This is a genomic window from Brevundimonas sp. UBA4553 (assembly GCF_002387245.1).
Lineage (GTDB): Bacteria > Pseudomonadota > Alphaproteobacteria > Caulobacterales > Caulobacteraceae > Brevundimonas.
This window is the reverse complement of the sequence record NZ_DGLD01000006.1, coordinates 35421-60968: the sequence shown is the minus strand read 5'-3', so window position 1 is coordinate 60968 and position 25548 is coordinate 35421. Positions and strand designations below refer to the sequence as shown.

The 25548-nt window shown below is 69.1% G+C and carries 30 protein-coding genes, 2 tRNA genes, 1 other RNA gene and 1 pseudogene; 20 read left to right on the top strand and 14 right to left on the bottom strand.

What is annotated here, in order from left to right; genetic code table 11:
* Positions 1–50: 50 nt before the first annotated feature.
* Complete coding sequence (locus B4A39_RS05110; RefSeq protein ID WP_292034008.1) at positions 51–401, top strand: RusA family crossover junction endodeoxyribonuclease; 351 nt, start codon at positions 51–53, stop codon at positions 399–401.
* Positions 402–472: 71 nt separating this feature from the next.
* On the opposite strand, the gene B4A39_RS05105 is transcribed toward B4A39_RS05110, so the two are convergent.
* Positions 473–970, bottom strand: a complete 498-nt coding sequence (locus B4A39_RS05105; RefSeq protein WP_292034006.1) for an SspB family protein — start codon at positions 968–970, stop codon at positions 473–475.
* A 72-nt stretch (positions 971–1042) separates the two neighbouring features.
* Positions 1043–1408, bottom strand: a transfer-messenger RNA (tmRNA) gene (gene ssrA, locus B4A39_RS05100).
* Positions 1409–1513: 105 nt separating this feature from the next.
* Here ssrA and B4A39_RS05095 point away from each other — a divergent pair.
* Positions 1514–2641, top strand: coding sequence for a sialidase family protein (locus tag B4A39_RS05095; RefSeq protein WP_292034004.1), 1128 nt, complete (start codon positions 1514–1516; stop codon positions 2639–2641).
* Between the two features lie 10 nt (positions 2642–2651).
* On the opposite strand, the gene miaA is transcribed toward B4A39_RS05095, so the two are convergent.
* On the bottom strand, positions 2652–3533 hold the full coding sequence (gene miaA / locus B4A39_RS05090) for a tRNA (adenosine(37)-N6)-dimethylallyltransferase MiaA (RefSeq protein WP_292034002.1): 882 nt from the start codon (positions 3531–3533) through the stop codon (positions 2652–2654).
* 77 nt (positions 3534–3610) lie between these two features.
* On the opposite strand from miaA, the gene B4A39_RS05085 reads away from it, so the two are divergent.
* Positions 3611–4681 (top strand): Mrp/NBP35 family ATP-binding protein, encoded by a 1071-nt coding sequence (locus B4A39_RS05085; RefSeq protein ID WP_292034000.1) that lies wholly within the window; start codon positions 3611–3613, stop codon positions 4679–4681.
* Here the strand turns inward: B4A39_RS05085 and B4A39_RS05080 are convergent.
* The 7 genes from B4A39_RS05080 to B4A39_RS05050 all read right to left on the bottom strand — a co-directional run bounded on the left by B4A39_RS05080 (position 4678) and on the right by B4A39_RS05050 (position 8296).
* Positions 4678–4998 carry a YbjQ family protein gene (locus B4A39_RS05080; protein ID WP_292033998.1) on the bottom strand — a complete coding sequence of 107 codons (321 nt, stop codon included), beginning with the start codon at positions 4996–4998 and terminating at the stop codon, positions 4678–4680. The two genes, B4A39_RS05085 and B4A39_RS05080, sit on opposite strands and share 4 nt — an antisense overlap.
* A gap of 15 nt (positions 4999–5013) precedes the next feature.
* Positions 5014–5541, bottom strand: a complete 528-nt coding sequence (locus B4A39_RS05075) for a dihydrofolate reductase (protein ID WP_292033996.1) — start codon at positions 5539–5541, stop codon at positions 5014–5016.
* A gap of 52 nt (positions 5542–5593) precedes the next feature.
* Complete coding sequence (locus B4A39_RS05070; protein WP_292033994.1) at positions 5594–6265, bottom strand: aquaporin; 672 nt, start codon at positions 6263–6265, stop codon at positions 5594–5596.
* A 92-nt stretch (positions 6266–6357) separates the two neighbouring features.
* A complete protein-coding gene (locus tag B4A39_RS05065; protein ID WP_292033992.1) occupies positions 6358–6651 on the bottom strand; it encodes a phosphoribosyl-ATP pyrophosphohydrolase in 294 nt (97 codons plus the stop codon).
* Positions 6652–6656: 5 nt separating this feature from the next.
* The gene (locus tag B4A39_RS05060) at positions 6657–7514 is read right to left on the bottom strand and encodes a thymidylate synthase (RefSeq protein WP_292033989.1); all 858 of its coding nucleotides are present in this window, start codon (positions 7512–7514) and stop codon (positions 6657–6659) included.
* Between the two features lie 77 nt (positions 7515–7591).
* Positions 7592–8140, bottom strand: coding sequence for a DUF924 family protein (locus B4A39_RS05055; RefSeq protein ID WP_292033986.1), 549 nt, complete (start codon positions 8138–8140; stop codon positions 7592–7594).
* Positions 8141–8219: 79 nt separating this feature from the next.
* Positions 8220–8296, bottom strand: a tRNA-Pro gene (locus B4A39_RS05050).
* A gap of 212 nt (positions 8297–8508) precedes the next feature.
* On the opposite strand from B4A39_RS05050, the gene B4A39_RS05045 reads away from it, so the two are divergent.
* Positions 8509–8582, top strand: a tRNA-Gln gene (locus tag B4A39_RS05045).
* A 181-nt stretch (positions 8583–8763) separates the two neighbouring features.
* Here the strand turns inward: B4A39_RS05045 and B4A39_RS16450 are convergent.
* From B4A39_RS16450 to B4A39_RS05030, 4 genes and pseudogenes are all read right to left on the bottom strand, one after another.
* Positions 8764–9519, bottom strand: a pseudogene (locus B4A39_RS16450) (tyrosine-type recombinase/integrase); the annotation flags it as partial.
* 223 nt (positions 9520–9742) lie between these two features.
* Positions 9743–9994 (bottom strand): helix-turn-helix domain-containing protein, encoded by a 252-nt coding sequence (locus B4A39_RS05040; protein ID WP_292033983.1) that lies wholly within the window; start codon positions 9992–9994, stop codon positions 9743–9745.
* Complete coding sequence (locus B4A39_RS05035) at positions 9994–10362, bottom strand: hypothetical protein (RefSeq protein WP_292033980.1); 369 nt, start codon at positions 10360–10362, stop codon at positions 9994–9996. The genes B4A39_RS05040 and B4A39_RS05035 overlap by 1 nt, the downstream gene beginning before the upstream one ends.
* Before the next feature lie 283 nt (positions 10363–10645).
* Complete coding sequence (locus tag B4A39_RS05030) at positions 10646–11107, bottom strand: helix-turn-helix domain-containing protein (RefSeq protein ID WP_292033977.1); 462 nt, start codon at positions 11105–11107, stop codon at positions 10646–10648.
* Between the two features lie 249 nt (positions 11108–11356).
* Between B4A39_RS05030 and B4A39_RS05025 the strand changes: the two genes are divergently transcribed.
* The 16 genes from B4A39_RS05025 to B4A39_RS04950 all read left to right on the top strand — a co-directional run bounded on the left by B4A39_RS05025 (position 11357) and on the right by B4A39_RS04950 (position 25475).
* The gene (locus B4A39_RS05025) at positions 11357–11968 is read left to right on the top strand and encodes a GntR family transcriptional regulator (protein ID WP_292033975.1); all 612 of its coding nucleotides are present in this window, start codon (positions 11357–11359) and stop codon (positions 11966–11968) included.
* Positions 11965–13848 carry a type IV secretory system conjugative DNA transfer family protein gene (locus tag B4A39_RS05020; RefSeq protein ID WP_292033972.1) on the top strand — a complete coding sequence of 628 codons (1884 nt, stop codon included), beginning with the start codon at positions 11965–11967 and terminating at the stop codon, positions 13846–13848. Before B4A39_RS05025 ends, B4A39_RS05020 begins: the two co-directional genes overlap by 4 nt.
* On the top strand, positions 13841–14257 hold the full coding sequence (locus B4A39_RS05015; RefSeq protein WP_292033970.1) for a hypothetical protein: 417 nt from the start codon (positions 13841–13843) through the stop codon (positions 14255–14257). Before B4A39_RS05020 ends, B4A39_RS05015 begins: the two co-directional genes overlap by 8 nt.
* Positions 14254–15213, top strand: coding sequence for a P-type conjugative transfer ATPase TrbB (trbB, locus tag B4A39_RS05010; protein ID WP_292033968.1), 960 nt, complete (start codon positions 14254–14256; stop codon positions 15211–15213). The genes B4A39_RS05015 and trbB overlap by 4 nt, the downstream gene beginning before the upstream one ends.
* A gap of 746 nt (positions 15214–15959) precedes the next feature.
* Positions 15960–16280, top strand: a complete 321-nt coding sequence (locus B4A39_RS05005; protein WP_292033966.1) for a TrbC/VirB2 family protein — start codon at positions 15960–15962, stop codon at positions 16278–16280.
* The gene (locus tag B4A39_RS05000) at positions 16280–16549 is read left to right on the top strand and encodes a VirB3 family type IV secretion system protein (protein WP_292033964.1); all 270 of its coding nucleotides are present in this window, start codon (positions 16280–16282) and stop codon (positions 16547–16549) included. The genes B4A39_RS05005 and B4A39_RS05000 overlap by 1 nt, the downstream gene beginning before the upstream one ends.
* On the top strand, positions 16488–18971 hold the full coding sequence (gene trbE / locus B4A39_RS04995; protein ID WP_292033963.1) for a conjugal transfer protein TrbE: 2484 nt from the start codon (positions 16488–16490) through the stop codon (positions 18969–18971). Before B4A39_RS05000 ends, trbE begins: the two co-directional genes overlap by 62 nt.
* The gene (locus B4A39_RS04990; RefSeq protein WP_292033961.1) at positions 18922–19656 is read left to right on the top strand and encodes a conjugal transfer protein TrbJ; all 735 of its coding nucleotides are present in this window, start codon (positions 18922–18924) and stop codon (positions 19654–19656) included. Before trbE ends, B4A39_RS04990 begins: the two co-directional genes overlap by 50 nt.
* Before the next feature lie 2 nt (positions 19657–19658).
* On the top strand, positions 19659–21047 hold the full coding sequence (locus B4A39_RS04985; protein ID WP_292033959.1) for a type IV secretion system protein: 1389 nt from the start codon (positions 19659–19661) through the stop codon (positions 21045–21047).
* 1 nt (position 21048) lies between these two features.
* On the top strand, positions 21049–21732 hold the full coding sequence (gene trbF, locus B4A39_RS04980; protein WP_292033957.1) for a conjugal transfer protein TrbF: 684 nt from the start codon (positions 21049–21051) through the stop codon (positions 21730–21732).
* Positions 21711–22589: a P-type conjugative transfer protein TrbG gene (gene trbG, locus B4A39_RS04975; RefSeq protein WP_292033956.1), complete on the top strand. Its 879-nt coding sequence runs from the start codon at positions 21711–21713 to the stop codon at positions 22587–22589. The genes trbF and trbG overlap by 22 nt, the downstream gene beginning before the upstream one ends.
* Entirely contained in the window at positions 22586–23722 is a 1137-nt protein-coding gene (locus B4A39_RS04970) for a TrbI/VirB10 family protein (protein WP_292033954.1), read from the top strand. The genes trbG and B4A39_RS04970 overlap by 4 nt, the downstream gene beginning before the upstream one ends.
* Positions 23719–24222 carry a S26 family signal peptidase gene (locus B4A39_RS04965; protein WP_292033952.1) on the top strand — a complete coding sequence of 168 codons (504 nt, stop codon included), beginning with the start codon at positions 23719–23721 and terminating at the stop codon, positions 24220–24222. The genes B4A39_RS04970 and B4A39_RS04965 overlap by 4 nt, the downstream gene beginning before the upstream one ends.
* A complete protein-coding gene (locus B4A39_RS04960) occupies positions 24219–24818 on the top strand; it encodes a lytic transglycosylase domain-containing protein (RefSeq protein ID WP_292033950.1) in 600 nt (199 codons plus the stop codon). The genes B4A39_RS04965 and B4A39_RS04960 overlap by 4 nt, the downstream gene beginning before the upstream one ends.
* Positions 24815–25090, top strand: coding sequence for a hypothetical protein (locus tag B4A39_RS04955; protein WP_292033948.1), 276 nt, complete (start codon positions 24815–24817; stop codon positions 25088–25090). The genes B4A39_RS04960 and B4A39_RS04955 overlap by 4 nt, the downstream gene beginning before the upstream one ends.
* Positions 25083–25475, top strand: a complete 393-nt coding sequence (locus B4A39_RS04950; RefSeq protein ID WP_292033946.1) for a helix-turn-helix transcriptional regulator — start codon at positions 25083–25085, stop codon at positions 25473–25475. The genes B4A39_RS04955 and B4A39_RS04950 overlap by 8 nt, the downstream gene beginning before the upstream one ends.
* Positions 25476–25548 lie beyond the last annotated feature (73 nt).

Sequence of the window (25548 nt, the reverse complement as noted above, 5' to 3'; positions counted from 1 at the left end):
GACACGACGGGGCAAGCGGCCCGACCATTGGCTAACGGAGCAACAGGCGCGTGGAAGGCTGGATCGGCACAGGAAAGGTGCGCGGGCGCGAGATCGGCGATGTGGTCGAGATCACGATCGACGGCCTGACCACCCAGGCCAAATACTACAAGCCTCTGGCCTATGAGTTCTTCCGCAAGGAGTGGACGTCGCGGCCGGCCTGGGGCGATTACACGGTCGAGATCCTGATGGAGCACATCGGCGACGCGCCGTGGATGGACCTCGACAACCTGGCCAAGGCCCTGCTGGACGCCATCAAGGGCTACCTGTTCCATGACGACAGTCAGGTCGCCCGCCTGCTGGTCGAACGGAACGAGGGGGAGCGCGAGCGGATCACGATCCGGGTGTTTCCGAGGAAGTAAGGAAGCTGCCGTGCTGGACGCGCGCGCTATTCACCAACGGTAACTGGCGAGCAGCGCAGCTATTGACGCGCCTACTTCTTCCGAAATTGATCCAACGAGACGACCTTGGGGCCGTCGTCCTCGCCCGAGGGGGGCGGGGCGGCGTTGGGGTCGCGGGCGGGGGGCGATAGGGGGGCGATCTCGGCCTCGACGATCTCGGGCTCTTCGAACTGCAGCAGGAATTGGACGCTGGGGTCGTAGAAGCGGGTCACGGCGGAGTAGGGCATGGCCAGGACCTTGGGCATGCCGCCGAACTTCAACATGATCGAGAAGCGATCGTGCTGGACGTCTAGGTCCCAGTATTGATGCTGCAGGACGATGGTCATCTCGTCCGGGTATTTGGCCAGCACGTCCGGCGGCACCGAGACGCCGGGCGCGCGCGTCTTGAACGTGATGTAGAAATGGTGGGCGCCGGGAATGCCGGCAGGCTCAGCAGCGCGCTCCAGCGCAGAGCGGATCACGCCGCGCAGGGCGTCCTGGGCGAGCTGCTCATAGAACATCTCATCGACCGGGGGAGCTTGATCCGTCATCGGGGCCTCGAAACTGGGAACGGCCGACTGTTACCCGCGACAGGCGAGCGACGGAAGATGCGGATTGAGGAAAGTGGGGGGCTTCTGTTGCCAGGCGCCCCCCGGGCCCCGCCTGAGGATCTGAACCCCCAGGACTTAAGTGTTCGAAATCAACCGAACCGCATTACGCGGCGAGGCGGACTTCTCCAGCGAAGTTATCGTTCGCAGTTACAATATGGCCCGATACGGTGGGCCAGGACGAGCGAAAGCATCTTCTTTACACGTCCGTCGATGCTAGTCGGCCCCGCAGCTCCCGCCGATAACGCAGTGAGAGATTTGGTGGAGCCGCCGGGAATCGCACCCGGGTCCGGTCCGCTTATTACAAGCGCGTTTATCGCCATAGTCCGGGCGAACCCGAACAGGATTGATATAGGTCTTCCTGACGAGTGATCCAAGAGGGATGCATCGCCGGCCGCGGAATTCCGGCTGATTTGTCACTGCCTACAGCGATTGACACCGGTGGACATCGTCGCGAGCCTTGTCGCTGAACTGGGGAGGATCAGTATGGCCGAGGTATCACGCAGGCGACTGGGGGCGGGTCTTGGTCTGGGGCTTGGCGTCGGCCTGGTCGGCGCCTTTCCAGCGCGGGCTGGGGCCGAACCGGCGGTTGGTGATAGTGGATCGAGCGCCGTGGTGCGCTCGGGCTTCATCTACGAGCAGGCGCCCTATCCGCAATGCCATGCCTCGACGATCGTTGAGATGACGGGCGGCGTCATGGGAGCGGCTTGGTTCGGCGGCACGCACGAGAAACACCCGGACGTCTGCATCTGGTTCGCCCGTTTTGAGAACGGCGTCTGGACCGAAGGCGTGCAGGTGGCTGACGGGGTGCAATCGGACGGCGCCCGCCATCCCACCTGGAACCCTGTCCTGTTTCAACCACCCAAGGGCGATTTGCTTCTCTTCTACAAGGTCGGGCCGGACCCGTTCAGCTGGTGGGGGATGGTCATGAACTCGTCGGACGGCGGTCGCACCTGGTCAGCGCCGCGACGCCTGGAGGACGGCGTTCTAGGCCCGATCAAGAACAAGCCGGTGGTTCTGGCGGACGGGACGTGGTTGTCGCCGTCGAGCACCGAAGCCGGCGAGGGCATGGGTTCAGCGACCGGGGCGAACTGGCGTTTGCACTTTGAGATCAGCACGGATCAGGGGCGAAGCTGGAGCCTGACGGAACCGGTGGCGTCGCCGCTGAACATCGACGCCATTCAACCCAGCATCCTGACCCATCCGAACGGTGCGCTTCAGGCCGTCGCGCGGGCCCGCCAGGGCGCGCTGGCCTCAAGCTGGTCGCATGACGGCGGGCGGACCTGGAGTCCAATTGGCGCCGTGGACCTGCCCAATCCCAACTCCGGGACGGACGCATCGACGTTGTCTGATGGTCGGCACCTGATGATCTACAATCACGCGGGCCATGAGCCGGCAAGGCCGGGCCGCGGACCGCGGCATCCCCTTAATGTCGGTCTGTCGAGGGATGGGCTTTCTTGGCGAAACGTCCTGACTTTGGAGAGCGATCCCTTGCCGCATGGCTACGCCTACCCCGCCGTGGTGCAGGCTTCAGACGGGCTGATCCATGTCACCTATACGCATGACCGGACGCGCATTCGGCACGTGATCCTGGATCCGTCACGCCTGGTCTAGGCCAGCGGGATCAGGCGCGATCGACGCGCGGCCAGTCCGGCGTCTGGTTCCGGAACCAGGTCAGTTGCCGCTTGGCGTAGTTGCGGGTCGCCTGTTGGGTCTGTCGGATGGCCTCGTCGATGGTGCTACGGCCGGCCAGATGGGCGATCATCTCCCGCACCCCCACCGCCTTCATGGCGGGAAGGTCGGGATTCAGATTGCGGCTGGCCAAGGATCTGACTTCATCCAGAGCGCCCTGCTCAACCATCTGGATGACCCGCTGGTCGCACGAGCGGTAGAGCCGCTCACGTTCGGGTTCCAGCACCAGCCCTGTCCAGGCGTCGGGCGTCAGCAGAGGGCGGGTGTCGGCGGTCCATTCGCTCAGCCGCCGTCCGGTATGGCGGGCGACGCTGAACGCCCGGATCAGGCGCTGACGGTCGCCGGGGGTGATGGCTGCGGCCGCAATGGGATCGAGCTCGGCCAGATGACGACGGAAGGCCCCTTCGCCTTCGGCGTCGTAGGCGGTCTGGACGGTGTCGCGCAGAGTGTCGGGCACAGCCGGGATGTCAGCCAGGCCGCGCGTCAGGGCGTTGAAATAGAGACCGGTGCCGCCGACCAGCAGGGCGGGCCGGCCCTGAGCCGCCAGTTCGTCCAGCAGCGGCATGATCGCGCGGGTCCATCGACCGACGGACCAGGACTCGGCGGCGTCGACCACGCCGTAGAGTCGGTGCTCGGCACGGGCTTCATCCTCAGGTCCGGGCCGGGCGCTGAGGATGCGCAGGTCTGCATAGAGCTGTTGGCTGTCGGCGTTGATGATCACGGCGCCGGTGCGTTCGGCCATCTCCAGCGCCAGACCCGACTTGCCCGAGGCAGTGGGGCCGGCGATCAGGGTGAGGCGGGGCGCTTGGGTCAAAGGAACGGGCTCGCGAACAGGACCAGAGGGCGATAGAACGCGCGCGACCGGCCCGGCAAGGGCCAAGGAGTAGAGCCTTGATCGACCGCACCGCCGTTATCGCCGCCCTGGACGCCATTTCGGACCCGAGATCGGGGCAGGGGCTGGCCGCCGCCGGACTGGTTCAGGGTCTGATGGTGAGCGAGGACCGGGCTGGCTTCGTCATGGAGGTTCCGGCGGGCGAGACCGCGATCTATGCCCCCGTGCGCGACGCGGCTGAGGCGGCGCTGAAGGCCATCCCGGGCATGGTGCGGGTCTCGGTCGTGCTGACCGCCGAGACGGCGCCCGCCGCTGCACCGCGCCGGACGGCGGGGCTCTCGAAGGCCGCGACCGATCAGGGCCGGGCCAAGGCGCCGGTTCCGACCGATCGTCCGGCCCATGTGAAGCGGGTCCTGGCCGTAGCCAGCGGCAAGGGCGGGGTCGGCAAGTCGACCGTGGCGGTCAATCTGGCGGCGGCTCTGGCGGCGCGGGGCCTGTCGGTCGGGATTCTGGACGCCGACGTTTATGGCCCATCCATGCCCACCATGCTGGGGCTGTCCGGCCAGCCGGAGTATGTGGACGGCGCCATCGTGCCGCACGTCGCCCACGGCCTGAAGGCGATGTCTGTGGGCCTGTTGACCAAGGCCGACGACGCCATGATCTGGCGCGGGCCGATGGCGTCGCAGGCCATCACCCAGATGCTGACCCAGACGCGCTGGGGCACGGAGGAAGCGCCGCTGGACGTGCTGGTCGTGGATCTGCCGCCGGGCACCGGCGACGTGCAACTGACCCTCATCCAGAAGACGCCGCTGGACGGGGCGGTCATCGTCTCGACCCCGCAGGAGGTGGCGCTGGCCGATGCGCGTCGGGCGCATACGCTGTTCCAGCGCGTCAAGGTGCCGACCCTGGGCCTGATCGAGAACATGAGCGGACCGGTCTTTGGTCAGGGCGGGGCCGAGGCCGAGGCCGAGCGGCTGGGCGTGGCCTTCCTCGGCGACCTGCCGCTGGACGCCGCCCTGCGTCAGGCGGGCGACGCGGGCCAGCCATTGGTTTCAACTGACCCCCGCGGAGAGGTGGCGCAGCGGTTCGCCGCGGTGGCGGCGCGAGTGGCCGAAGGGCTGGCCCTCTAGACCGGTTCGACCACCACGGCGGTGCCGTAGGCCAGGACTTCCGTCACGCCGGGCATGATCTCGTTCGCGTCGTAGCGCATCGCCAGCACTGCATTGGCGCCCAGGTCGCGAGCGTGCGCCGTCAGCTCGTCATAGGCTTCCTGACGCGCGGTCTCGGCCAGTTTGACGTAGACGCCGACCCGGCCGCCGAGCATGGACTGGACGCCGCCAAGGGCGTCGGAAATGGCGTTGCGCGAGCGAACGGTGACGCCGCGCACCATGCCGAGGTGACGAACGACGCGGTAGCCGGTCAGGTCGTTGGTGGTGGCGACGATCATGCGCGTTTCTCCGATCTAGCGACGGTCAAGGGTGCGGAAGGTGAAGGCGTGGTCGTCCTTCTCTCCCGCGGGATGGGATTCTGATGCGGTTTCGACGAAGGCGCTCTCGTCGAAGGGCGGGAAGCGGGCGTCGCCTTCGGGCTCGGCCTCGACCTCGGTTATGTAGAGACGTTGAGCGCGAGGCAGGACGGCTTCGAACAGCGCCGTGCCGCCGATGACGCAAACCTCGTCGACGTCGTCCTCGACGGCGGTTTCGCGTGCGATGGACAGCGCTTCGCCCAGATTCGAACAGACCAGAGCGCCCTTGGCCATGCCTTCGGATTCATAGGAGCCGTCCTTCGTCAGGACGATGTTCAGGCGGCCGGGCAGGGGTTTGAGCGGCAGGCTCTCCCAGGTCTTGCGGCCCATGATGCAGGGCTTGCCGACGGTGATGGCCTTGAAGCGTTGCAGGTCAGACCGCAGCCGCCAGGGCAGGTCGCCGTCGCGTCCGATGACGCCGTTGCGGGCGCGGGCGACAACGAGGGCGATCTTGGGAACAGGCACTGGCTAACTCCGGCGGACGGGGGCGACGCCACGCCGCCCCCTTGATGCCGACTTAGGCCTCTGGTTCGAGCAGTTTCAAGCGGAAGAAGAGGGCACCGACTGCTGCGCCTATGGCCGGGGCTACGAAGAAGACCCAGACCTGGCTCAAGGCTTCGCCGCCGACCAGCAAGGCCGGGCCGAAACTGCGCGCCGGGTTGACCGAGACGGCGGTCACCTGGATCCCCACAATATGGATGACGGCCAGGGTGATGCCGATGGCGACGCCGGCGAAGGCGCCGTGTCCCTTGGCGCCCGTCACGCCCAGGATGACGATGATGAAGATGGCGGTGGCGACGATCTCGAAGATCAGGGCGGCGTGCAGGCCGTATCCGCCGGGCGACCCAGCGTCGAAGCCGTTCTGACCCAGGCTGGCGAAGCCGGTCTTGGCGATCAAGCCCAGGATCGCGGCGCCGATAATGGCGCCGATGAACTGGGCGACCCAGTAGATCAGCATGTCACGGGCGCTCATCCGTCCGGCGACGAAGACGCCCAGGCTAACCGCGGGATTGACGTGACAGCCGGACACGGGGCCGATTCCGTACGCCATGGCGATGATGGCGAAGCCAAAGGCGAGAGCGATGCCCAACTGGCCCACATGATCGAACCCGCCCAGCACGGCGGCGCCGCAACCGAACAGCACCAGCACCATCGTCCCGACCAGTTCGGCCGCAAACTTTTTCAACATGACAACCCTCCCGTTCAAGCCTCCGCATTGCCGCGGAGCAGGGAGGGTGCGCCGAATTTCGAGGTTTTGCTAGGTGGCGTAACGACGGTCTGTCACGTCTCGAGCCACTTCAGCCACTTGCGCTGCATGGCGGCCTCCAGATCGACGCCGGCGCGGTCGCAGTAGATGAGCAGCATGCCCAGAACGTCGGCGGCTTCGTCGCCGAGGGCCGAGGCGTCAGGGGCGCCCCGCGCGCGACCCGTGAGGTTCAGGTGTTCCTTTGTCAGCTCGCCGAGTTCTTCCTGAAGTTTGAGCAGGGCCCAGTCGCGGTCGCGGTCGATGGAATGCTCGCGGGCGTAGATGTCGGAGATCCGGAGGACGTCCGCCTTGAGGTCGGCGATCTTCATGCAAGTCAGACCGCGACGGCGGCCTTGATGTGCGGCCAGGGCGCGTAGTCGCTGAGGACAAAGTCTGACAGCTCATAGGCGAAGATGTCGGGTTTCGGCGCGACGGTCAGGGTCGGCAGGGGCAGGGGGGCGCGGGTCAACTGCAGCTCGGCCTGCTCCAGATGGTTCAGATACAGGTGGGCGTCGCCGAAGGTGTGCACGAAGTCGCCGGGTTCCAGCCCGACCGTCTGGGCCAGCATCATGGTCAGGAGGGCGTAGGAGGCGATGTTGAAGGGCACGCCGAGGAAGACGTCGGCCGAGCGCTGATACAGCTGGCAACTGAGCTTTCCGTCCGCGACGAAGAACTGGAACAGGCAGTGGCAGGGCGGCAGGGCCATGTCGTCCACGTCTGCCGGGTTCCAGGCGCTGACGATGTGGCGGCGACTGTTGGGATTGGTCTTCAGGCCGTGGATCAGCTTCTGGATCTGGTCGATGCTCTGGCCGTTCGGGGCGGCCCAGGACCGCCACTGCTTGCCATAGACAGGACCAAGGTCGCCGTTCGCGTCGGCCCATTCGTCCCAGATGCCTACGCCGTTTTCCTGGAGCCAGCGAATATTGGTGTCGCCGCGCAGGAACCACAGCAACTCCATGAAGATGGAGCGGGTGTGCAACTTCTTGGTGGTCAGAAGGGGAAAGCCCTTCGACAGGTCAAAGCGAATCTGGCGGCCGAACACGCCCAGGGTGCCGGTGCCGGTCCGATCGTCGCGGCGCACGCCATTGTCGAGGATGTCACGCAGCAGATTGAGATACTGCCATTCGGGGTGATCGTCCGGGACGGCCCGGGTCGCAGCCTGAAGGTCTTCGATCTGTGCCAGCGCGTTCATGGGCGAGAGCATCACCCGCGAATCACCCATCCGCCAATCTCTGACCTTCATGCCGGCGATCACGATTGTGGATCGAATCAGCCCTTGAAGCCGTCGCCGGACAGGAAGGCGGCCTCGTCCGCCGTGGTCTCGCGTCCGAGGCAGGCGTTGCGGTGCGGGAAGCGGCCGAAGCGGGCGATGATGTCGCGATGGATCACGGCGAACTTGAAGGTGTCGGGCGATTCCGTTTCGTCCAGCAGGGTCAGCAGGGCCTCCTGGTCGGCCAGGGATTCCGAGTGCATCAGCGGCATCAGGATGAAGGGGCGCAGGTCGGCCGCTACCTGCCGGTCGTCGCCGCGTGCGATCGCAGACCTGGCGAACATCAGGGCCAGGGAGTCGGTGGCGAACATATGCGCCGTGTCGCGGAAGGCGTTTCGCGGCAACTGATCCAGCAGAATGATGAGGGCCAGCGCGCCCTCTGGCGTCCGGGTCCAGGAATCGAGCTGCCGAGCGGCGGCGGCGAAATGCGTGTCGCGGCATCGCTCGGTGAAGGCCGCATCAAAAGCGGCGTCCTTGGCGAACCATTTGTCGGGTCCGGCCTCGATCCAGAAGGCGACGACTTCGGCGGGGGTAAGCAGTTGGGTCATGGCCAGAAGTCTAGCGCGCACTCGCCGGCGAATGCACGACCCCGCGAGGGGGAAACCAACTGGCGATGGAAGGAAAAAATGGTCGGAGTGAGAGGATTCGAACCTCCGACCCCTGCGTCCCGAACGCAGTGCTCTACCAGACTGAGCCACACTCCGACATTTCGTCCCGACGCGGGCCAGGGGCCGTCGTTGCGTCGAGGAGGGGGCTTATAGCCACGGGTTCAGGACCTCGCAAGCGGGGAAATTGCCGCTTTCAAAAAAGTCGCTGCTCGATGAAAATTCTTCTGTTTTCAGGTGTTGCATCCCAGAAAGCCTTGGCGTATCTCACCGCTCCTCGCAGCAACGAACTGCGGGCGCACTGATCCTGCTGGGGAATGGTGTAATGGTAACACTACGGTTTTTGGTACCGTCATTCTAGGTTCGAGTCCTAGTTCCCCAGCCATCTCTCTCCCCGTATTTGAGCGCTTTTGACCCCTCCTGAGAGAGGCGGGTTTTACACTGGGTTTTACAGTTGGCCTTCTGTTCTGGGTCTCCTGAAGCCTCGCGATCATCCCTAATCCGATAGCTTCGCCGGTGACGTAACGCCGGGCGATCTCCCTCACCCGCTCGAGTTCCCAGCCCAGGATGGTCGCCACATCGTCGAGCGGCAGGCCGGCCAGAATGTAACTGGTCGCCGCCGTGCCGCGCAGGTCATGGAAGCGGAGGCCGTCCAGACCTGCGGTGGCTTGCGGCCCGGCCCCCTTGCGCGCCGACTCTTCCGCACCGTCTCTCGCGCGCTGAACGCCGCTGTCGAGGCCGCGACCCGGGGGCGTCCACGGTTCGCCATCAGAGGTCGCCAGGACAGTCGGGCAGGCGCCGCGCTCCAGTGAATCGAGGACTTCGCGAACGGCGTCGGTTATGGGCAGGACAACGGTCTTTCGGCCCCGGCTTTTGCCGGTTTGCCAGACGATCGCGTTCTCTTTCACAGCGGACCAGGGCAGGGCGATCAGATCGTTCTTTCTTAGCCCCGTCACCGCGGCGAGCCGGATCGCCGCCGCGATGGGCGGGTCGGCATGGGCCAGAATCGTTCCCAGGTGATGCGGCTCCCAGATGATGTCCGCCCGATTGACCTTGTAGATGCGCGGAAAGTTGGCGACCGGGTTTGACGGAAGCTCGCCACGATTCACGGCCCAGTTGAGCACCAGCGACAGCGCGCCCAGAAGTTCGTCTGCGGTCTTGGGGGTGTTGGCGCGCTTGTCGCGCCAGGTCAGGAGGAACGACCTCGCCTTGGGGGCGGTGAGGGCGGTCAAGGTCAGCTCGCCCAGTTCCGTGCGCACAATGTCGAGGTGCTTGCGTCGGTCGGTCTTGGTCCGCGGCGCCAGCGACTTGTCCCTATTCATAAGGTCGAGGTAGCGCGTGATCAGCGCGTACAGAATGTCTTCCTTGGCGACGGTCTTGTGCGTCTTCAGCTGCGACCGGTAGGCCTCCATGGCCGCCGAGGCCTTGCGGGCGACCTCACGCGCGAGCGACTTCGAACTGGAGGCCTGCGCCGCCAGAATCTGCGGACCGCCGCGCCAAGCGTACCAGTATTCGAAGACCCGGTTCGCCTTTGCGCGCTTGATCCTATGGACCCCCGGCAGCATCCGGGTGATCGGCAATGAATCGGGCGAGTTCGGCATTGGCCTTGTTCACGTTCGGTTCCTCAGAAGAATCCAATCCCGCCATCCGGTCAAGGGCGGCGTCCAAGGCTTTGCGATCATAGCGGTGACGGGTCCCCAGGCGCACGTGGCCGAAGGGCAGCTTCCTCACGGTCGCGGCCGGCAAGCCCAGGTATGCAGCGGCCTGGTCCTCGGTCAGGAGGCGTGGTGCCGTCATCATGCTCCTCCTGGCGGTCGCACAGCCCGCGGCGCGCGCTCGCCAGGGCCCTTGTTGCTCAGGCGACGGCCACGGCCATCTTCCAGAAGCGCAGCCTCCTCGAACTGACCCGGTTCAATCCCGGCCCACCGGTCGATCCCCCTCCCGAGGGCCGCGCCGCTGTCGCTGGGGCTCGCGACACCCATGTCGATCAGTGCTTCAGCCTTCTCGGTATCCCCGACCAGGAGACGGCCGTCCTCGTCCGTCGTCAGCCATGGGACGCAGTCCATCAGGCAGTCGTAGCGGTCCCGCGCAACGTCCAGGATGAGGATGTCGGTGTCGATCGTCGCGAAATGAACGTGCGGCGCGGGCCAGAGAGGGAGCGTCATGGATGGGGTCTCGCGCAGGGTAAGGCGGGGTGCGGGCGGCCGCGACGGCGGCCGCCCGCGGTCCGATCAGCCCATGGGCGGGTAGAGGCTGTCCCGGACTTCCTTCTCGGTGACTCGCCGATCAGGCCGTCGCGGGTCAGGACCCGGGCGCGACCGAAGCCGACGAGGCGGAGCTTGGAGGTGTTCATTGTCTCTCTCCCTTGGTTTGTCGCCACGGAGGTGGCCCCCGAAGAGAGCGCCCGGTGGGGGCGGCATGGAAGCTATATCCGGCGTATATTCAGGATCAGCGGCCCGGCCGGGGGCGTCGGGCGGCCAGGTCGTCGAGGCCGGCGCCGAGCCAGTCCCGTTGCGGATCATCGCCCAGAACCTGGTCCCGCAGGCTTTCGAACAGAGCCGACACCGCACTGACCAGGCTGCGCGTGTCCAGCTCGGCCACGCGCTCGCCGAGCGTCTGTTCAAGCTTTTGCACCCCTATGATCAGTATGGTCGACAACATGTTGTCGGCGGCGCTCAGGGCGTAGCGGGGAGAGCCGATCATGACCGCATGGATGATGGCGTAGGGATCGCTGGACGTCGCCCTGGCGAACCGGTGAATATGGTCGAGGTTCAGGCGGGTCACGCCCGCCTCGAACCTCTGGTAGGTGCGCACCGACATGTGCATGGCGGCTGCGGTCTGGCGGGCCGACATGCCCCGCGCCTTGCGCACCTCTCTGAGGGCGGCGGAGAGCAGCTGGCCGTCACGCACGGGCTCCGACGGAAAGCTCACCGCTCACCCCCGATTTCGACGCCTTGCCGACGCCTGCCGGGCGATAGTGCACACACAACCTCCGGATGCTGACAGAAATCCCCGTTCTGCGACAAAAAGCGGCGCATTCCGACGCGCTTTATGGCGCGATGGCCGTCATTCTGCGTCGCCGCAGTCCTTTTTCGGGCGATGGCTCTGGCGTGGTCGCGGGTTCTGGCCGCAACTCGGGCTTCACGGTCGGAGGCGATCATGACACGAAGACGCGATCCCTTCGCGGCGGCCCTCGAGAGCCTGCGGGGCCGAGCGGAGCAGGGAGTCTACCCGCCGGGCGGCCCGGTGGTCATCATGGACGAGGCGAGACGTCTGAGCCTGTCGACCACCCCGGTGCGCGAGGCCCTGGTCTGGCTCAGCGGCTACGGCCTGATCGAGCGATCGCCGACGGGCGGCTTCCTGGCCCCTCGGCTGGAGCGGGCCATCGTCAGGGACCGTTTCGCCTTCCGGCTGCAATGCGTGACGGGCAGCCTGACCGCAGCGGGCGATGTCCATGGTCATGACCTGGGGCGCGGAGGCGGCGACCTCGCGGGACTGGACCTGGCCGGTCACATGCTCAGCGCCGTCCGGCGCGCGGGCAACGCCGCCCTGATCGACGCCTATGTGCGGGTGTGCCGGCAACTGATCCAGCTCGAGCCCGCCGAGCGGCGGCTTTTCCCCGACCACCAGGAGGAGGATCGAGCCGTGGCCGACCTGTTCACGGTGGGCGGGGACGCGCTCGCCGAGGGCCTGGCGCTCTACCACAGGCGGCGGATCGAAGCCGCGCCCCTGCTGATCCTCGAGGCCGAGGCGGCGAGGCGCGAGACATGAACCGTCGGGGCCTGATCCGTCTGGCGGGCCTGGGCTTCGGTCTCGTCCTCGGCCTGCAGGCGGCGACCCAGGTCGTCGCCTGGCGATACGGGCAGGCCGAGGCGCTCGGACCGGGCCTGAGGGTCGCGGACGGCGTCCTCGTCTATCCCCCATGGTCCGTTCTGGCCTGGAAACAGGCCTTTGGAGACGAGATCAGGAACGAGGTCGCGCGCACGGGGCCGATCCTCCTCCTTGGCGCCGCCCTCGGACTGGGACTGGGGGTTCTGGCGACCGGCGAAGGCGCCGGGCGGGCGCGCGGCTGGGGCGGCATGGCCGAGGCCCGTCGTGCAGGGCTGACGGCCTCGGGAGGCTGCGTGATCGGTCGCCTAGACGGACGGCTCCTGGCCACCACGGACCTTCGCCCGACGCTCGTGACCGGCGGGACGCGTTCCGGAAAGGGCAGGGGACATGTCATGCCGACCCTTCTATCCTGGGGAAGCAGCGTCCTGGTACACGATCCGAAGCGCGAGCTCTGGCGTCTCAGCGCCGGCTGGCGCGCGGGGTTCAGCCACGCCCTTTTCCTTGATCCGAGGGATCCGTCATCGGCCTGCTGGAACCCTTTGGCGGAAATACGGCCCGGGGCGGGAGAACTCGCCCAGGTCCAGCGTTTGGTGGCCATCCTTTCCGACCCCGCCGGGGGGCGCGAGGACGAGGCCATCTGGGATAAGGCGGCCTCAGAGATTCTCGAGGCTGTGGTGCTGCACGTCCTCTACACGGCGCCGGACCCGGACAAGAACCTGCTGACGGTGCGGCGTCTTCTGGCTGACCTGGATCATACGGCCGAGGTCATGACTCGCGCCCTGCACCGGCCAGGATCGGACGGACGGGGCGAGACCCACCCCTTCATCGCTACGGCCGTGCGAGGGTACGCCGCCATGCACGATCGTTTCCGGACCTCGGTCCAGGGCACGGCGCGGTCCTATCTGAAATGGCTGGCGGGCGAGGACCTCGAGCGGACGCTGTCCAGCTCCGACTTCGCCTTGGGCGATCTCGTCTGCGGCGAGCGGCCCGTCTCCCTCTACGTCCAGGTGGCGCCGGCGGACGCCGTGGCGCTTCGTCCCCTGGTGCGCCTCCTCTTCTACGCGGCGGCCCAGGCGCTCACCACGGACGGGAGCCGCGTCGCGGACGGCCGGCTGAAGCAGCGCAGCCTGCTGATGCTCATGGACGAGTTTCCCCTGCTGGGAAGGATCAGCTTCTTCGAGAAGTCGCTGCGTCTGCTGAGCGGGTACGGGGTCAAGGTGATGTTCGTCGCCCAGTCCCTCAACGATATCGTCGAGACCTACGGCGCCGCCAACACCATCCTCGACAACTGCTCCGTCTACACCGCCTTCGCCGCCCTGGATCCGGCGACCCAGGACAAGGTGTCGAAGATGACGGGGCAGGTGCTGGAGACGCGGACCTCGCGCAGCGCGCCGGCGGGGCTTGGAGGCGGCGGACATTCCGTCTCGCGCTCCCAGATCGAGCGTCCCTTGCTGGGGCCCGGCGAGGTCAGGGGATTGCCGGACGATGTCCAGATCGTCTTCGCGGCGGGCGTACGCCCGCTCCGGGCCAGGAAGCTGAAGTACGACAGGGTCGAGCCCTTTCGCTCGAGGGCCAGGACCATGGCGCCCGACCAGGCGGTCCGGCTCGACACGCCGGGGGCGCCGCCCCACCCCTGGAGCGGCCGCCGCGGCGTCGGCGAGGATGCGACCGCGAGCCTGCCGCTCTTCAAGGAGGTGGTCGGGGCCATGGATGAACGCAAGGCCGCCGCCCGCATGGCCCAGGCCTATGACGAGGTGTTTCGCGGGATGGCCGCCCAGCAGGCGGTCCTGGACCAGTTGCATGGAGGACGGAATGGCTAGGCGAGGCGGCGAGACCTGCAGGGTCCAGGTCTATCTCAGCGACCCCAAGGTCGTGACCGGGCTGAACCGGGAGGCCCGGGCGGGGCGGATGGCGCTCAGCCAGGCGGCGGGCCGCGCCATAGCCCGCGGCCTGCAGCACAATCCGCGCGCCGACCCGGAAGACCGTCTCGAGACCCTTGAGCGGGCTTTTCGGGATCACATGCGCAACGCCGCGCGCGACATGCAACTGGTGCAGGAACTGCTGGTCGAGATGGCCCGCGCCGTCTTCCAGCGCTTGCCGGAGGGGGATCTGGAAGAGGACCCCACGGTCCAGGCGGCGGTGGACCGGCGGATCGAGCGGATGCTGGACGATACGGCGGCGAGGATCATGGCGGGGCGGATGAGGGGCGGCGCGGAGCGTCGCCCGTGACCCCCGGCGCGGATCTGGCGGCGGCGCGGCGGCTCGAAGCCTTGCGGCATGCCCTGGGGCCGACCGTCCTCGAGGCGCTGGAGGATCCGTCCGTGGTCGAGGTCATGGTCAATCCTGACGGACGGATGGTTCTGGACCGCCTGGGACGGGGCCGCTCGGATACGGGCGTCATCCTGTCGGTCGAGGCCCGCGAACGCGCGATCCGGTTGGCGGCGGATTTCGCCGGAGAGACGGTGGGACGGAACGGGCCGCGACTCTCGGGGGTCTTGCCAGGGGGAGGGGAGCGCTTCCAGGCCCTGACGCCGCCCTTGGCGACCGGACCGACCTTCGCCATCCGCAAGCGCCCCGCCGTCATATGGTCCCTGGACGACTATGTGCAGGACGGAATCATGACGGCGGCGCAGGCCGGGGCCGTGCGTCGGGCCGTGGAAGAACGCCGGAACATCCTGGTGTCCGGGGGCACGGGCGCCGGCAAGACCACCCTGGCCAACGCGGTCCTCGCCGAACCGGCCTTCTCGGGCGACCGGGTCTTTCTGATAGAGGATACGGCCGAGCTCCAGTGCGCGGCCTGGGACCAGGTCTCCGTCCTGACCCGTCGGGTTCCCGAGCCCATCGGCGTGGCTGACCTCGTTCGGGACGCGCTTCGCATGCGGCCGGACCGGATCGTGGTCGGCGAGATGCGCGACGGCGCCGCGGTGCTCGAGACCCTGAAGAGCTGGAACACTGGCCACCCGGGCGGGCTCTCCACCCTCCACGCCAACTCGGCTCAGGACGTCATTCGCCGACTAGAGGATCTCGTCGGCGAGGTCGTCGTGCGCGCGCCCGAACGCCTCATCGCCCTGTCCGTGGACCGGATCGTCCACATTGGGCGCGACGACGGCGGACGACGGGTGGAGGCTGTGCTGGCGGTCGACGCGGGACGAGACGGCGGCTACGAGACCCGGCGCCTCGCCTGACACCGCTCGCGGCTCGCGTCCAGGCCCGGATCAGGCTCGTCGGCCCGGGTCAGGCGCTCCGGATCACCGCCCGGTCGATGGAGCAGACGTCGAGCGTCGTGACTTCAAACCTGAGGACCCTGGATGGTTCGGGACGGCGCCCAGGTCGGGATGGCGGCCCATGCGGACGGCCATGAGGTTCGCGAGCGGCGCGCAGCGGTCAGCATGGGCGGACGGCCAGGCGGAGGTTCTGGCCGAAGCCGAAACGGGGACCGCCATGGCCTCGGGATGGGCGGCGTCATCCCGCCGCACCAGACATCTTCTTCCCTTCCGTCGAGGCTGGGGACGCGGCGGCGGGAGCGGGCTGGGCCTGTCCCTTGTCAGGGGCCTGCCGGGGCGCAGCGCGATCCGAGATGTCGCCGCCATCGGGAGGTTGATCGGTTTCCGCTCGTTGGAACGCGTTCCAGGCCTCATAGGTGCCTTTCGGACGCAAAGCCTCTGTCGGCCAGGGGCCTCCGCCACGGCGACGATCCAGGGGGATCCCGTTCGGAGCGGCGTCTGGTGCAAGTCGGCCGCAACTCCTGACGCCCACAAGTTCCGGAGGGGGCTCAGGTTTATCGGGGCGGGTGGGGCGGGTTTAAATGACTTGATGTAGACTTTCATACAACTCGTTGAAATATCTTGTAAAAACCTATTGACCTTCTGTGGATAAGTCTGCTTGCAATGGGGCGCGGCGTGTTGAAGCGCCCTGCAACAGGAAGCTGACAATGTACGGACGTCTTTCACGCCGCCTTGGCGGCGTTGCGATGACCTGCGCCCTGACGGCGGCGGGACCGGCGCTCGCCGGAGGCTCGGGCATGCCTTGGGAAGGGCCCTTGCAGCAGGTGGTCCAGTCGATCACCGGGCCTGTGGTCCAGGCGGTGGCCGTCGTGGCGGTGGTCGTCTTCGGGGCGGCCGTGGCCATGAGCGAGAGCGGCTCGAACCTGAGGCGTGGCCTGGGCATCATGTTCGGCCTCTGCATCGCCTTCGCCGCCTCCACCTTCTTCCTCGACTTCTTCGGCTTCGCCGGCGGCGTGGAGGTCGCGTGATGTCCGCGGCGCTTCGTCCCGAGGGCTGGAGCCTGCCGGTCGCCCAGGCCCTGGCGACGCCGGTGCTGATGGCGGGTATGCCGCGTGACTACGCCATCGTCATGGGGACCATAGCTATGGTGCTGGGCCTGGCCCTTCGCATCTGGTGGCTGGGCCTTCTGTGGTGGGCGGCCGCCCATGCGCTCGGCCTGTGGGCGGCGCGGACGGATGCGCGCTTCTTCGACGTCCTTCGGCGCCACCTGGCGCTGCCTGGCCACCTGGACGCCTGAGATGCGCTTCCTCGACGAACATCGCCGTCGGCCCGCCAGCCTCGCCGACCACCTGCCATGGGCGGCCCTGGTCGCGCCGGGCGTGACGCTCAACAAGGACGGCTCCTTCACCACAGGCTTCCGTTTCCGCGGCCCCGACCTGGAATCCTCGACCGATCAGGAACTGATGGCGGTGCGGGCCCGCCTCAACAACGCCCTTCGCCGGCTCGGAACGGGCTGGTGCCTTCATGTGGAGGCGCGTCGCCGCAGCGCCGAGGCCTATCCCGAAAGCGACTTCGACATCGGCGTCGCCTGGCTGGTGGACGCCGAACGCCGCCGTCGTTTCGACGCCGCCGATCCGGCCTTCGAGACCGATTGCCGCCTGGCGGTGACCTGGCTTCCTCCCGCTGACGATGCGCGGCGGCTGGAGCGCTGGATGTTCGACGGCCTGGAGGCGCGCGGCGCCGACTGGCGTCAGGCCCTCGACCGCTTCGTCCGCGAGACCGGGACGATCGCCGACCTCATGGCGGACGCCCTGCCGGAGATGGAGCCGCTCGACGACCAGGCCCTGACCTGGCTGCACGACTGCGTCTCGACCACGCCAATGACGGTGACGCCGCCGAATCCGCCCATGTTTCTCGACGCCTGGCTCGCAGACACCCCCCTCACGGGCGGGGCCGCGCCGCGCCTGGGCGACCAGTGGCTCAAGGTGGTGTCCGTACGCGGACTGCCGGCCGCCACCGAACCGGGCCTGCTCGACGCCCTGGGCGCCTTGCCCTTTCCCTGCCGCTGGTCGGCGCGCTGGATCGCGCTCGACAAGGCGCAGGCGGAAATCGAGATCATCAAGCTGCGCAAGCGCTGGTTCGCCAAGCGCAAGGGCGTCGGCGTCCTGTTGCGCGAGGCCGTAACCCGGGAGGAGACCCCGCTCCTCGACACGGATTCGGTCGGCAAGACCGGCGAGTGCGACGAAGCCCTGGCGGCGCTCGGCGCCGACGTCTGCGCCTTCGGCTATCTCACCCTGGCGGTCTGCGTGCTGCACGACACGCCCTCCGGCGCGGCGGCCCGGGCGAGGGCGGTGGAGGCGGCGCTGAACGCCCGGGGTCTGATCGCCCGGGTCGAGGACCTCAACGCGGTCGAGGCCTGGCTGGGCGGCCTGCCGGGCGAGCCCTATGCCGATGTGCGACGCCCCCTGGTCTCGAGCCTCAATCTCGCCGACCTGCTGCCGGTCTCCGCCGTCTGGGCGGGGCCGGCGCGCGACCCGGCGATGGACGGGCCGCCGCTGGCGGTGGCGCGCACGACCGGCTCGACGCCCTTCCGACTGGTGCTCCATGTGGGTGATGTCGGTCACGCCATGGTGGTGGGGCCGACCGGGGCGGGCAAGAGCGCCCTGCTGGCCTTCCTCGCCCTGCAGTGGTTCCGCTACCCGGACGCCCGGGTGGTGTTTTTCGACAAGGGCCGTTCGGCCCGGGCCGCGACCCTCGCGGCCGGAGGCGTCTGGTCGGCGCTCGAGCCCGGCGGGGCCGTGTCCCTGCAGCCCATGGCGGAGATTGATGAGCCGGCGGAACGGGCCTGGGCCTCCGAGTGGATCGCGGAGGCGGTCCGCGCGGCCGGTCTCGAGCCCGCGCCGGAAATCCGCGAGGAGATCTGGTCGGCCCTCAACGCCCTGGCCGAGGCGCCCCGGGACCAGCGCACGCTGACGGTCTTCTGCGCCCTGGTCCAGAACCGGGCAGTCGCCGCCGCCCTCGAGCCGCTCACGGTCAAGGGCCCCTATGGCGACCTTCTTGACGGCGCCGAGGCGCCCCTGGAGGCCGGGCGGTTCGATACCTTCGAGATGGAGGCCCTGATGGCCGCCCCCTCGGCGGTCGCGCCCGTCCTCTCGGCCCTGTTTCACCGGCTGGAATCCGACTTCGACGGGCGGCCGACCCTGATGATCCTGGATGAGGCCTGGCTCTTCCTCGGGGAGGGCGCTTTCGCCGCCCGGATCAGGGAATGGCTGAAGACCCTGCGCAAGAAACGGGTGGCCGTGGTCTTCGCCACCCAGAGCCTCGACGACGTCGCCGCCTCGCCGATCGCGGCGGCCCTGATCGAAAACTGCCCGACCCAGGTCTTCCTGCCCAATCCGCGGGCCCTGGAGCCGGCCTCGGGCGACCTCTACCGGGCCTTCGGCCTGACCCGTCGCCAGCTGGAGGTGATCGCCTTCGCCCCGCCGAAGCGCGCCTACTACTGGCGTCAGCCCGGGGGGAGGCGCCTGTTCGATCTTCGCCTGACCGGGGCCGCCCTGGCCCTATGCGGGGCGGGGTCGCCAGATGACCAGACCCTGATCGACGCCGTCCTGGCCCGGAGCGGACCCGACCGCTTCGCGCGCGAATTCCTCAAAGCCAAGGGAGTGCAGAATGTCGACGCCGTTCTCGACGCCTTCGATCCGCCGCTGGCGGCGGAGTAGGAGCCGGATCGCCGCCGTGGTCCTGGCCGCCGCGAGCTGGGTCGCGCCTGCGGGCGCCCAGCACGTCGTCTTTGACCCGCGCAACCACATGGAGAACGCCCTCCAGGCGGCGCGGCAGCTGGAGAGCCTGGCCAATGAGGCGCGCAGCCTGGCCGCCTCTCCCTACAGCCACCTCGCCCAGAACAGCCGGACCCTGCAGGAGATGGGCGCGCTCGCCCGCAGCGTCGAGGGGCTTGCGGCCTCGGCCGCGGCCCTGGAGCGCCAGTTCGAGACCCTCTATGCGGTGAACCCGGGCGATGGCGTCGACGGACTGCTTCGCCAGACCGAGGGGCGCAGCGAAAACGCGCGGCGAACGGCCCTGGACCTGGCGCGGCACGCGGCCGAACTGGAGCGGCTCGGCCAGGGGCGGGAAGGCCGCGTCAGCGGCGCCCTGTCCGCCAGCCAGTCGGCCAGCGGGCAGACGGCGGCTGTGCAGTCCTCCAACCAGCTCCTGGCTGTTCTGGCGGAGGACCTGGCGGCCCTGCGGGCCGTCATGCTGGCCCAGTCCCGCCTGCTGGCGGAGCAGGGGGCGCGGCAGGCCGCCGATCAGGCCGCAGGCGACGCGGCGCGGCGGCGGGCATGGGCGCGGGAGCCGGCCGCCCCGGCGCCCCCGCGTTTCGATCCCCTTCCTCGGGCGAGGGATTGATCATGGCCGTCGGCATGGAGACGCCCAATGCGCTGATGGTGGTCTTTTCGGACACCGTCACCGCGGGGTTCGCGGCGCTCGAAGGCCCGGTGAACGGCGTCTTCGGCCTGCTTATCGCCCTGGTCGTGGCCCTGACCGGCATCCAGTGGGCCCTCTCGCCGCAACGCGAGATCCTGGCCGCCGGATTCGGCAAAATCCTGCTGATCGGCGCCTTCGCCTGGCTGATCAACGACTGGCAGGCCCTGGCCGAGACCCTCTACGCCGGCTTCATCCAGCTGGGCCTGACGGCGGGCGGCGGGAACCTGTCCCGCGAGGACTTCCTCAACCCGGGCGCCATCCTGGCCCAGGGGTGGTCGATCGTGAAGGCTTTGGGCGACACCCCGGCCCCGGTGAACAACCCGCTGGACGTGGTCGGCAATCTCGCCGACGCCCTCATCCTCAGCCTGGCCATGATCGGCATCATGCTGGCCTTCGCCGTTCTGGCGCTCCAGATCATCGTCGCCCTGGTCGAGTTCAAGATCGTCACCCTGGGCGGCTTCGTCCTTCTGCCCTTCGGCATCTGGTCCCGATCCGCCTTCCTCGCCGAGCGGCCTCTGGGCTATGTCGTCTCATCCGGCCTCAAGGTTCTGGCCCTGGCCATTGTGGTTTCGGGGGCGCGGACCGTCTTCGACCAGCTACAGCCCTCGACCAATCCCGACATCTACGAGGCCCTCAGCATCCTGGTGGCCGCCATCCTTCTGGCCATGCTGGCGGTGTTCATTCCCAACCTCGCCTCGGCCCTCGTCACGGGCGGACCCGCCCTCGGCGCGGGAGCGGCCATGGCCGGCGGTCTGGCGGTGGGCGGCGCGGCCCTCCTCGCCGCGGCCGGCGTCGTCGGCGCGGGCGGGGCCGCCGCCGGCGCGGCGGGCCGATCGGCCGCCACCTCGCGCGCTGCGGCGGGAGCCGGCGGTCCTGGCGGCGGAGGAGGGCGCGCCGCGCCGGGCGGCCCCGCCCCTTCGCCCGGCGGTTTCCCAGGGGGTTCCTCGGGCGGCGTCGCGCCGGGCCGGGGCGGACCAGGGCTTGCGCGTGATCCGGCCGCCGCGGCGTCGGAGACCGCTCCGGTCCCGGACACGCCGGCGCCGCAAGGCGACGGCGCGCGTGGCTCCGGAGGCGCGGACCCGCAGGGACCGGCCCTTTCGGCGGCCTTCGCCCGCCGCCAGGCCCGGGACGCCGAGGCGGCGCGGCGAGATTTCCACAAGGCCCTCGGAGACGAGGCGAGGCCGACCGGGTCGGAGAGCCGCCGCTCCCGGGCGCTCCAGGCCTTCTTCGTCGCCAACGCCGGGCGCGGCCTGGCGCCCTCCAGTGAAACCAGCGGGGTCCTGGCGCCCAGCCTGAGGACCGAGGAGACCTGACATGCATCCCTTCTTCCGATCGCGTCGCGCCCTGTCTTCCGCCCCCGAGGCCACGCCCTATCAAAGGGCGGGGCAGGCCTGGGACGACCGGATGGGCCTGTCCATGGCGCATGCGCGCAACTGGCGACGGATGGCCGTGGCCAATCTCGGCCTCGCCGTCTTTCTCGGCGCGGGCTGGTGGGTCCAGTCGGACCGGGCGGTGGTCAAACCCTTTGTCGTGGAGGTGTCCGACTGGGGCGAGACCCAGAGGATCACGGCGATCGGCGGGCGCTACGAGCCGAGCGACGCCCAGATCGGCCATGCCCTAGCCGGATGGATCCGCGACGTCCGCTCCAAGAGCATCGATCCCGTGGTTCTTCGCCAGAACTGGCTGAGGGCCTACGACCTGCTGACGCCGAAGGCGGCCGGTTTCCTCAACGCCTGGGCCCAGACGCGCGACCCGTTCGCCGAGGTCGGCCGCGAGGCCGTCGCCGTCGAGGTGCTGAACGTGGTCAGGCGATCGGAGCGGACCTTCGATCTCCAGTGGCGGGAGACCCGCTACGTCAACGGCCAGTCGGCCGGAGCCGAGCGCTGGCGGGCCCTGATCACAACGGGCGTCCAGCCCCCGCGCAACGAAGCTGAACTGATGAAGAACCCCCTGGGCCTGAAGATTGAGGATGTGTCATGGACCCCCGACGCCTCGTGATCCCGCCCGTCGCCTGTCTTCTGGCGGCGGCTTCGCCCCTCCCGGATCCTTCCGTCGACACCTCGAGGCCCTACGCCGCCGCAGGAGACGAGGCGCCCGCGCCCGTCAGGACGGGGCGTCGCGCGATCGCCGCCGCGGTGAACGGCTCCTTGGCGGCGTCGCGTTCCGACCGGTTCGAGGAGGGCGTCCAGGTCTTCGACTGGGCGCCGGGCCGGGTCTACGAGATCTGGACGGCGCCCTTGCGGGTCACAAGCCTCATTCTGGGGGAGGGCGAGACCCTCGTGGCCAAGGCGGCCGGCGACACGGTCCGCTGGCAGGTGGCCGAAGCCCGTTCGGGCGAGGGCGCGGCCGCGCGGGTCCATGTCCTGCTCAAGCCCCTGGAGCGGGGGCTCGAGACCAACCTGGTCCTCACGACGAGCCGCCGAGTCTATCTGGTCGCGCTGAAGAGCGGCGCGGCGGACGCCTTCAATCCCGCCGTGACCTGGGCGGCGCCCGAGCCGGAAGCGGTCGCGCCGGAAATTGTGGAGGCGGCCGCTCTTCCTGAAGGACCGGTGACGCCGGAAGGCCCGCTGGACGCCCGGTACGCCGTCGAGGCGCGCGGACGTCCCGCATGGACGCCCTCGACCGTATTCGACGACGGGCGACGAACCTTCATCGCCTTCCCGCCGGGCTTGCAGGCCGCGGAGGCGCCGGCGCTCTTCGTCATCGCTGCGGACGGCGAGGCCCAGTACGTCAACTATCGCCAGTCCGGCGGCTTCTACATCGTCGATCGGCTCTTCGATCGCGCGGAGCTCCGTATCGGCGACCGACGGCCCCAGGTGGTGCGGCTGCGTCGCCTGGGCGGAGAACGGCCATGATCGACCTTTCGGGCCGTGACGAGCCGGGCGTTCCGCCCAAGGCGCCGCCGCCGGGTCTAGACGGCCGGGCGCCGCGTCCCCGCGTCGTCAGGTTGAGGGGAGGCATGGTCAAGGCGGTGGCCGGAGGCGGTTGCGTCCTGCTCGCCGGCGCCCTGGCCTGGGCCTTCGTCGTCCAGCCGGAAATGCGGGCGGCGGCTCGCATGCGGGCCGTCGAGGCGCGCGATGAGCCGGCCCGTCGCTCTGTACGGCCCAGCGAGGTCGTGACGGGCCAGCCCGCCTCCTATGATCGTCTTCCGCCGCCGCGAGGCGAAACGGCGAGGTCCGCGATCGCGGAAGCGCCGTCGCCTTCGTCTCCCGCACCGAGGGGCGCCGGCTATTCGGTCCCGGCCTCTCGTCCCGCGCGCCCCGACGTCGGGACTATGGCCCTGGCTTCGGCCCTCATGTTCGAACCCGGCGGGACGGCGGCGTCGCCGTTTCCCGCCGCGCATCCGACGACGGCGTCCGCCACCGTCGTCGCGGCGCAGACCCGGGACCCGGGGCGGTCCGGGCTCGCGGCGCCGACCTCGCCCTTCGTGCTCCAGGCGGGAACCCTGGTTCCGGCGGTCCTGCTGACCGGGGTCGACACCTCCCGACCCGGGCCCGTGGTCGCCGCTGTGACCCAGAACCTCTACGACACGGTGACGGGGCGCCATCTGCTGGCCCCCCAGGGCTCGCGCCTGATCGGCAGGCACGACGGCGACAGCGCCTACGGCGACCGGCGCGCCTTCCTGGTCTGGGAGCGGCTGATCCTGCCGAACGGCAAGAGCATCCCCCTGGAAGCCGAGCCGGGGGTCGATGCGCGCGGGGCGGTGGGCCTGGAGGGGCGGGCGGACCGCCGCCTGAGCGCCCTGATCGTGGGAACCCTCTTCGCCGGCGCGATAACGACCCTGGGCCAGATGGCCCGGGACAACGGCGGTCCCGGCGGCTCCTTCCTGGGCGACGCAGGGGACGCTGCGGCGATCGAGGCCGCGCGGACCGGCGGCCGCCTGGTCGATCGCGAGCTCGAGGTGCGGCCCGCGATCCGGATCGCGCCGGGCGCGCGCGTCCAGGCCCTGGTCACCCGCGACCTTGTTCTGGAGCCTTTCAAGCCATGATCAGGACCTTCACGCCGCGCGGCTGGGCGCTTGTCGCAGGTCTGGGGGCCGCAGCGATCATCCCCTTCGCCCTGGGGCCTGTCCCGCCTCTGGCCCTGGTTAATGAAAGCGCCAGCCAGCCGCGCGGCGTCTACGTCCGCCGCCTGGACAGGACGCCGACGCGTGGCGCGGTCGTGGCGGTGCGTCAGCCGCCCCGGAGCCGCGCCTATCTCTCCGGCCTGGGAGCGCCCGACGACATGCCTCTGCTCAAGCGCGTGGCGGCGGTCAGCGGGGATGTCGTCTGCTACGACCGGGGCCGGACGGCCGTCATGGGCTTCGACGTCCTGGTCATGAAGCAGGACCGGCGCGGAACCGCCTTGCCGGTCTGGTCGGCCTGCCGTCGGCTGGAAGGCGACGAGATCTTTCTGCTCGGCGACACCGTGTCCAGCTTCGACAGCCGCTACTTCGGTCCCGTGCGTCGTACCGACGTGCTCGGCGTCTATGAAAGGGTCGGTCGATGATCCGTGAAGCGCTTATCGCCGCAGTCTTTTGGGCCGGGGCGGGTCCGGTCATGGCCCAGGCCGTGGACTGGCGCGCCGCCGGAGGCGACATGTTCGGCCGCGCGCCGGCGGCGACGCCGGTCGAAGAGGCCGCGGCCGAATTCGTCCGGTTGCCGGACCTCGATCCTCCGTTCCGGGACGCCATGGCGGCGGCCGCCGCCCGGCATGGGCTGGACGTCAAGCTCCTGCACGCCCTCGTCGTGGCGGAGAGCGGCTTTCGCCCGGACGCGGTCTCTCCGGTCGGGGCGAGCGGCCTGACCCAGCTCATGCCCGCCACCGCCGCTGAACTCGGGGTCGAGGACCGGTTTGATCCGGTGCAGAACCTCAACGGCGGCGCCGCCTATCTGGTGCGACAACTGCGGCGCTTCGGCGACGTTCGCCTGGCCCTGGCGGCCTTCAACGCGGGACCGGCCCGCGTGGAGCGCCTGGGACGGGTTCCGAAGATCCCGGAGACGACAGCCTACGTAGACCTGGTCCTCTCCTGCTATCTGGCCCTGGCCGCGGGCCGCGATGTCCGGTCCGCCCGGGACTGCCGAAGCCGGGAGGAAGGCCCATGATCCCGCAGACAGGTCTGACGGGGCAGGATGAAGAGGCGGAGGACCTTTTGACGCGCAAGGAGGCCTCAGCCTTCCTCGCCGCCATGGGCGTGCGCCTGAAACCGGCCACCCTGGCCCGCCTTTGGTCCATGGGCGGGAACGGGCCGCCATGCCGTCACGTGAGATCGCGACCCTTCTATCCCCGCGGCCTGTTGCGGGCCTGGGCCCTGGACCAGATTTCCGAAATCCGCACGGCGGCGCCGGCGGCCGCCCGAGCGCGTCGCCGTGACTGAGGACGGGTTTTCGGGCGAGGAGGGCGCCGTGCCCCAGGGGCGTCTGCTGGTCTGGTCCGAGGTCCGCGCCCTGGTCGGCGTCAGCCGGACCACGGCCTGGCGTCTGCAGCGGACAGGGGGTTTTCCGGCCTCTGTCGCCCTGTCGCCCGGACGGGTCGGCTGGTGGGAGAGCGAGTTGGAGGCCTGGCGGAAAAACCGTGATAGACGCCGCTGGCGCAGTCCTTCCAGCCCGCGCCTCGAGGGCATGGGCCGGCGCAGCCGAAAACCCCGGGAAGAGAGCCTGGCCTCGGAGCCTGAGGTGAAGGCGCCCGAGACGCCCCCGCGCACCGCGCGGAGGACGCGCAGGTCAGCCGTCCATCCCGATCAGATCGACTTCGACTTCTGATGCGGCCGCGCCGCCGGCGCGGTCTCGGCGTCCATTCAACCGACGGCGCGCGCGGCTTGCGTCTTCGCGGGTT

What these genes read in the sequence shown, in the direction of transcription:
- B4A39_RS05065 (WP_292033992.1), bottom strand. Translation starts at nt 6,651, where the DNA reads ATGAAGATCGCCGACCTCAAGGCGGACGTCCTCCGGATCTCCGACATC.
- B4A39_RS05005 (WP_292033966.1), top strand. Translation starts at nt 15,960, where the DNA reads ATGTACGGACGTCTTTCACGCCGCCTTGGCGGCGTTGCGATGACCTGC.
- B4A39_RS05105 (WP_292034006.1), bottom strand. Translation starts at nt 970, where the DNA reads ATGACGGATCAAGCTCCCCCGGTCGATGAGATGTTCTATGAGCAGCTC.
- B4A39_RS05020 (WP_292033972.1), top strand. Translation starts at nt 11,965, where the DNA reads ATGAACCGTCGGGGCCTGATCCGTCTGGCGGGCCTGGGCTTCGGTCTC.
- B4A39_RS04985 (WP_292033959.1), top strand. Translation starts at nt 19,659, where the DNA reads ATGGCCGTCGGCATGGAGACGCCCAATGCGCTGATGGTGGTCTTTTCG.
- B4A39_RS05000 (WP_292033964.1), top strand. Translation starts at nt 16,280, where the DNA reads ATGTCCGCGGCGCTTCGTCCCGAGGGCTGGAGCCTGCCGGTCGCCCAG.
- trbG (WP_292033956.1), top strand. Translation starts at nt 21,711, where the DNA reads ATGGACCCCCGACGCCTCGTGATCCCGCCCGTCGCCTGTCTTCTGGCG.
- B4A39_RS05025 (WP_292033975.1), top strand. Translation starts at nt 11,357, where the DNA reads ATGACACGAAGACGCGATCCCTTCGCGGCGGCCCTCGAGAGCCTGCGG.
- B4A39_RS04965 (WP_292033952.1), top strand. Translation starts at nt 23,719, where the DNA reads ATGATCAGGACCTTCACGCCGCGCGGCTGGGCGCTTGTCGCAGGTCTG.
- B4A39_RS04960 (WP_292033950.1), top strand. Translation starts at nt 24,219, where the DNA reads ATGATCCGTGAAGCGCTTATCGCCGCAGTCTTTTGGGCCGGGGCGGGT.
- trbE (WP_292033963.1), top strand. Translation starts at nt 16,488, where the DNA reads ATGCGCGCTTCTTCGACGTCCTTCGGCGCCACCTGGCGCTGCCTGGCC.
- B4A39_RS05015 (WP_292033970.1), top strand. Translation starts at nt 13,841, where the DNA reads ATGGCTAGGCGAGGCGGCGAGACCTGCAGGGTCCAGGTCTATCTCAGC.
- B4A39_RS05070 (WP_292033994.1), bottom strand. Translation starts at nt 6,265, where the DNA reads ATGTTGAAAAAGTTTGCGGCCGAACTGGTCGGGACGATGGTGCTGGTG.
- trbF (WP_292033957.1), top strand. Translation starts at nt 21,049, where the DNA reads ATGCATCCCTTCTTCCGATCGCGTCGCGCCCTGTCTTCCGCCCCCGAG.
- B4A39_RS05080 (WP_292033998.1), bottom strand. Translation starts at nt 4,998, where the DNA reads ATGATCGTCGCCACCACCAACGACCTGACCGGCTACCGCGTCGTTCGT.
- B4A39_RS05060 (WP_292033989.1), bottom strand. Translation starts at nt 7,514, where the DNA reads ATGAACGCGCTGGCACAGATCGAAGACCTTCAGGCTGCGACCCGGGCC.
- B4A39_RS05040 (WP_292033983.1), bottom strand. Translation starts at nt 9,994, where the DNA reads ATGACGGCACCACGCCTCCTGACCGAGGACCAGGCCGCTGCATACCTG.
- B4A39_RS04970 (WP_292033954.1), top strand. Translation starts at nt 22,586, where the DNA reads ATGATCGACCTTTCGGGCCGTGACGAGCCGGGCGTTCCGCCCAAGGCG.
- B4A39_RS05035 (WP_292033980.1), bottom strand. Translation starts at nt 10,362, where the DNA reads ATGACGCTCCCTCTCTGGCCCGCGCCGCACGTTCATTTCGCGACGATC.
- B4A39_RS05055 (WP_292033986.1), bottom strand. Translation starts at nt 8,140, where the DNA reads ATGACCCAACTGCTTACCCCCGCCGAAGTCGTCGCCTTCTGGATCGAG.
- B4A39_RS04990 (WP_292033961.1), top strand. Translation starts at nt 18,922, where the DNA reads ATGTCGACGCCGTTCTCGACGCCTTCGATCCGCCGCTGGCGGCGGAGT.
- B4A39_RS04955 (WP_292033948.1), top strand. Translation starts at nt 24,815, where the DNA reads ATGATCCCGCAGACAGGTCTGACGGGGCAGGATGAAGAGGCGGAGGAC.
- B4A39_RS05095 (WP_292034004.1), top strand. Translation starts at nt 1,514, where the DNA reads ATGGCCGAGGTATCACGCAGGCGACTGGGGGCGGGTCTTGGTCTGGGG.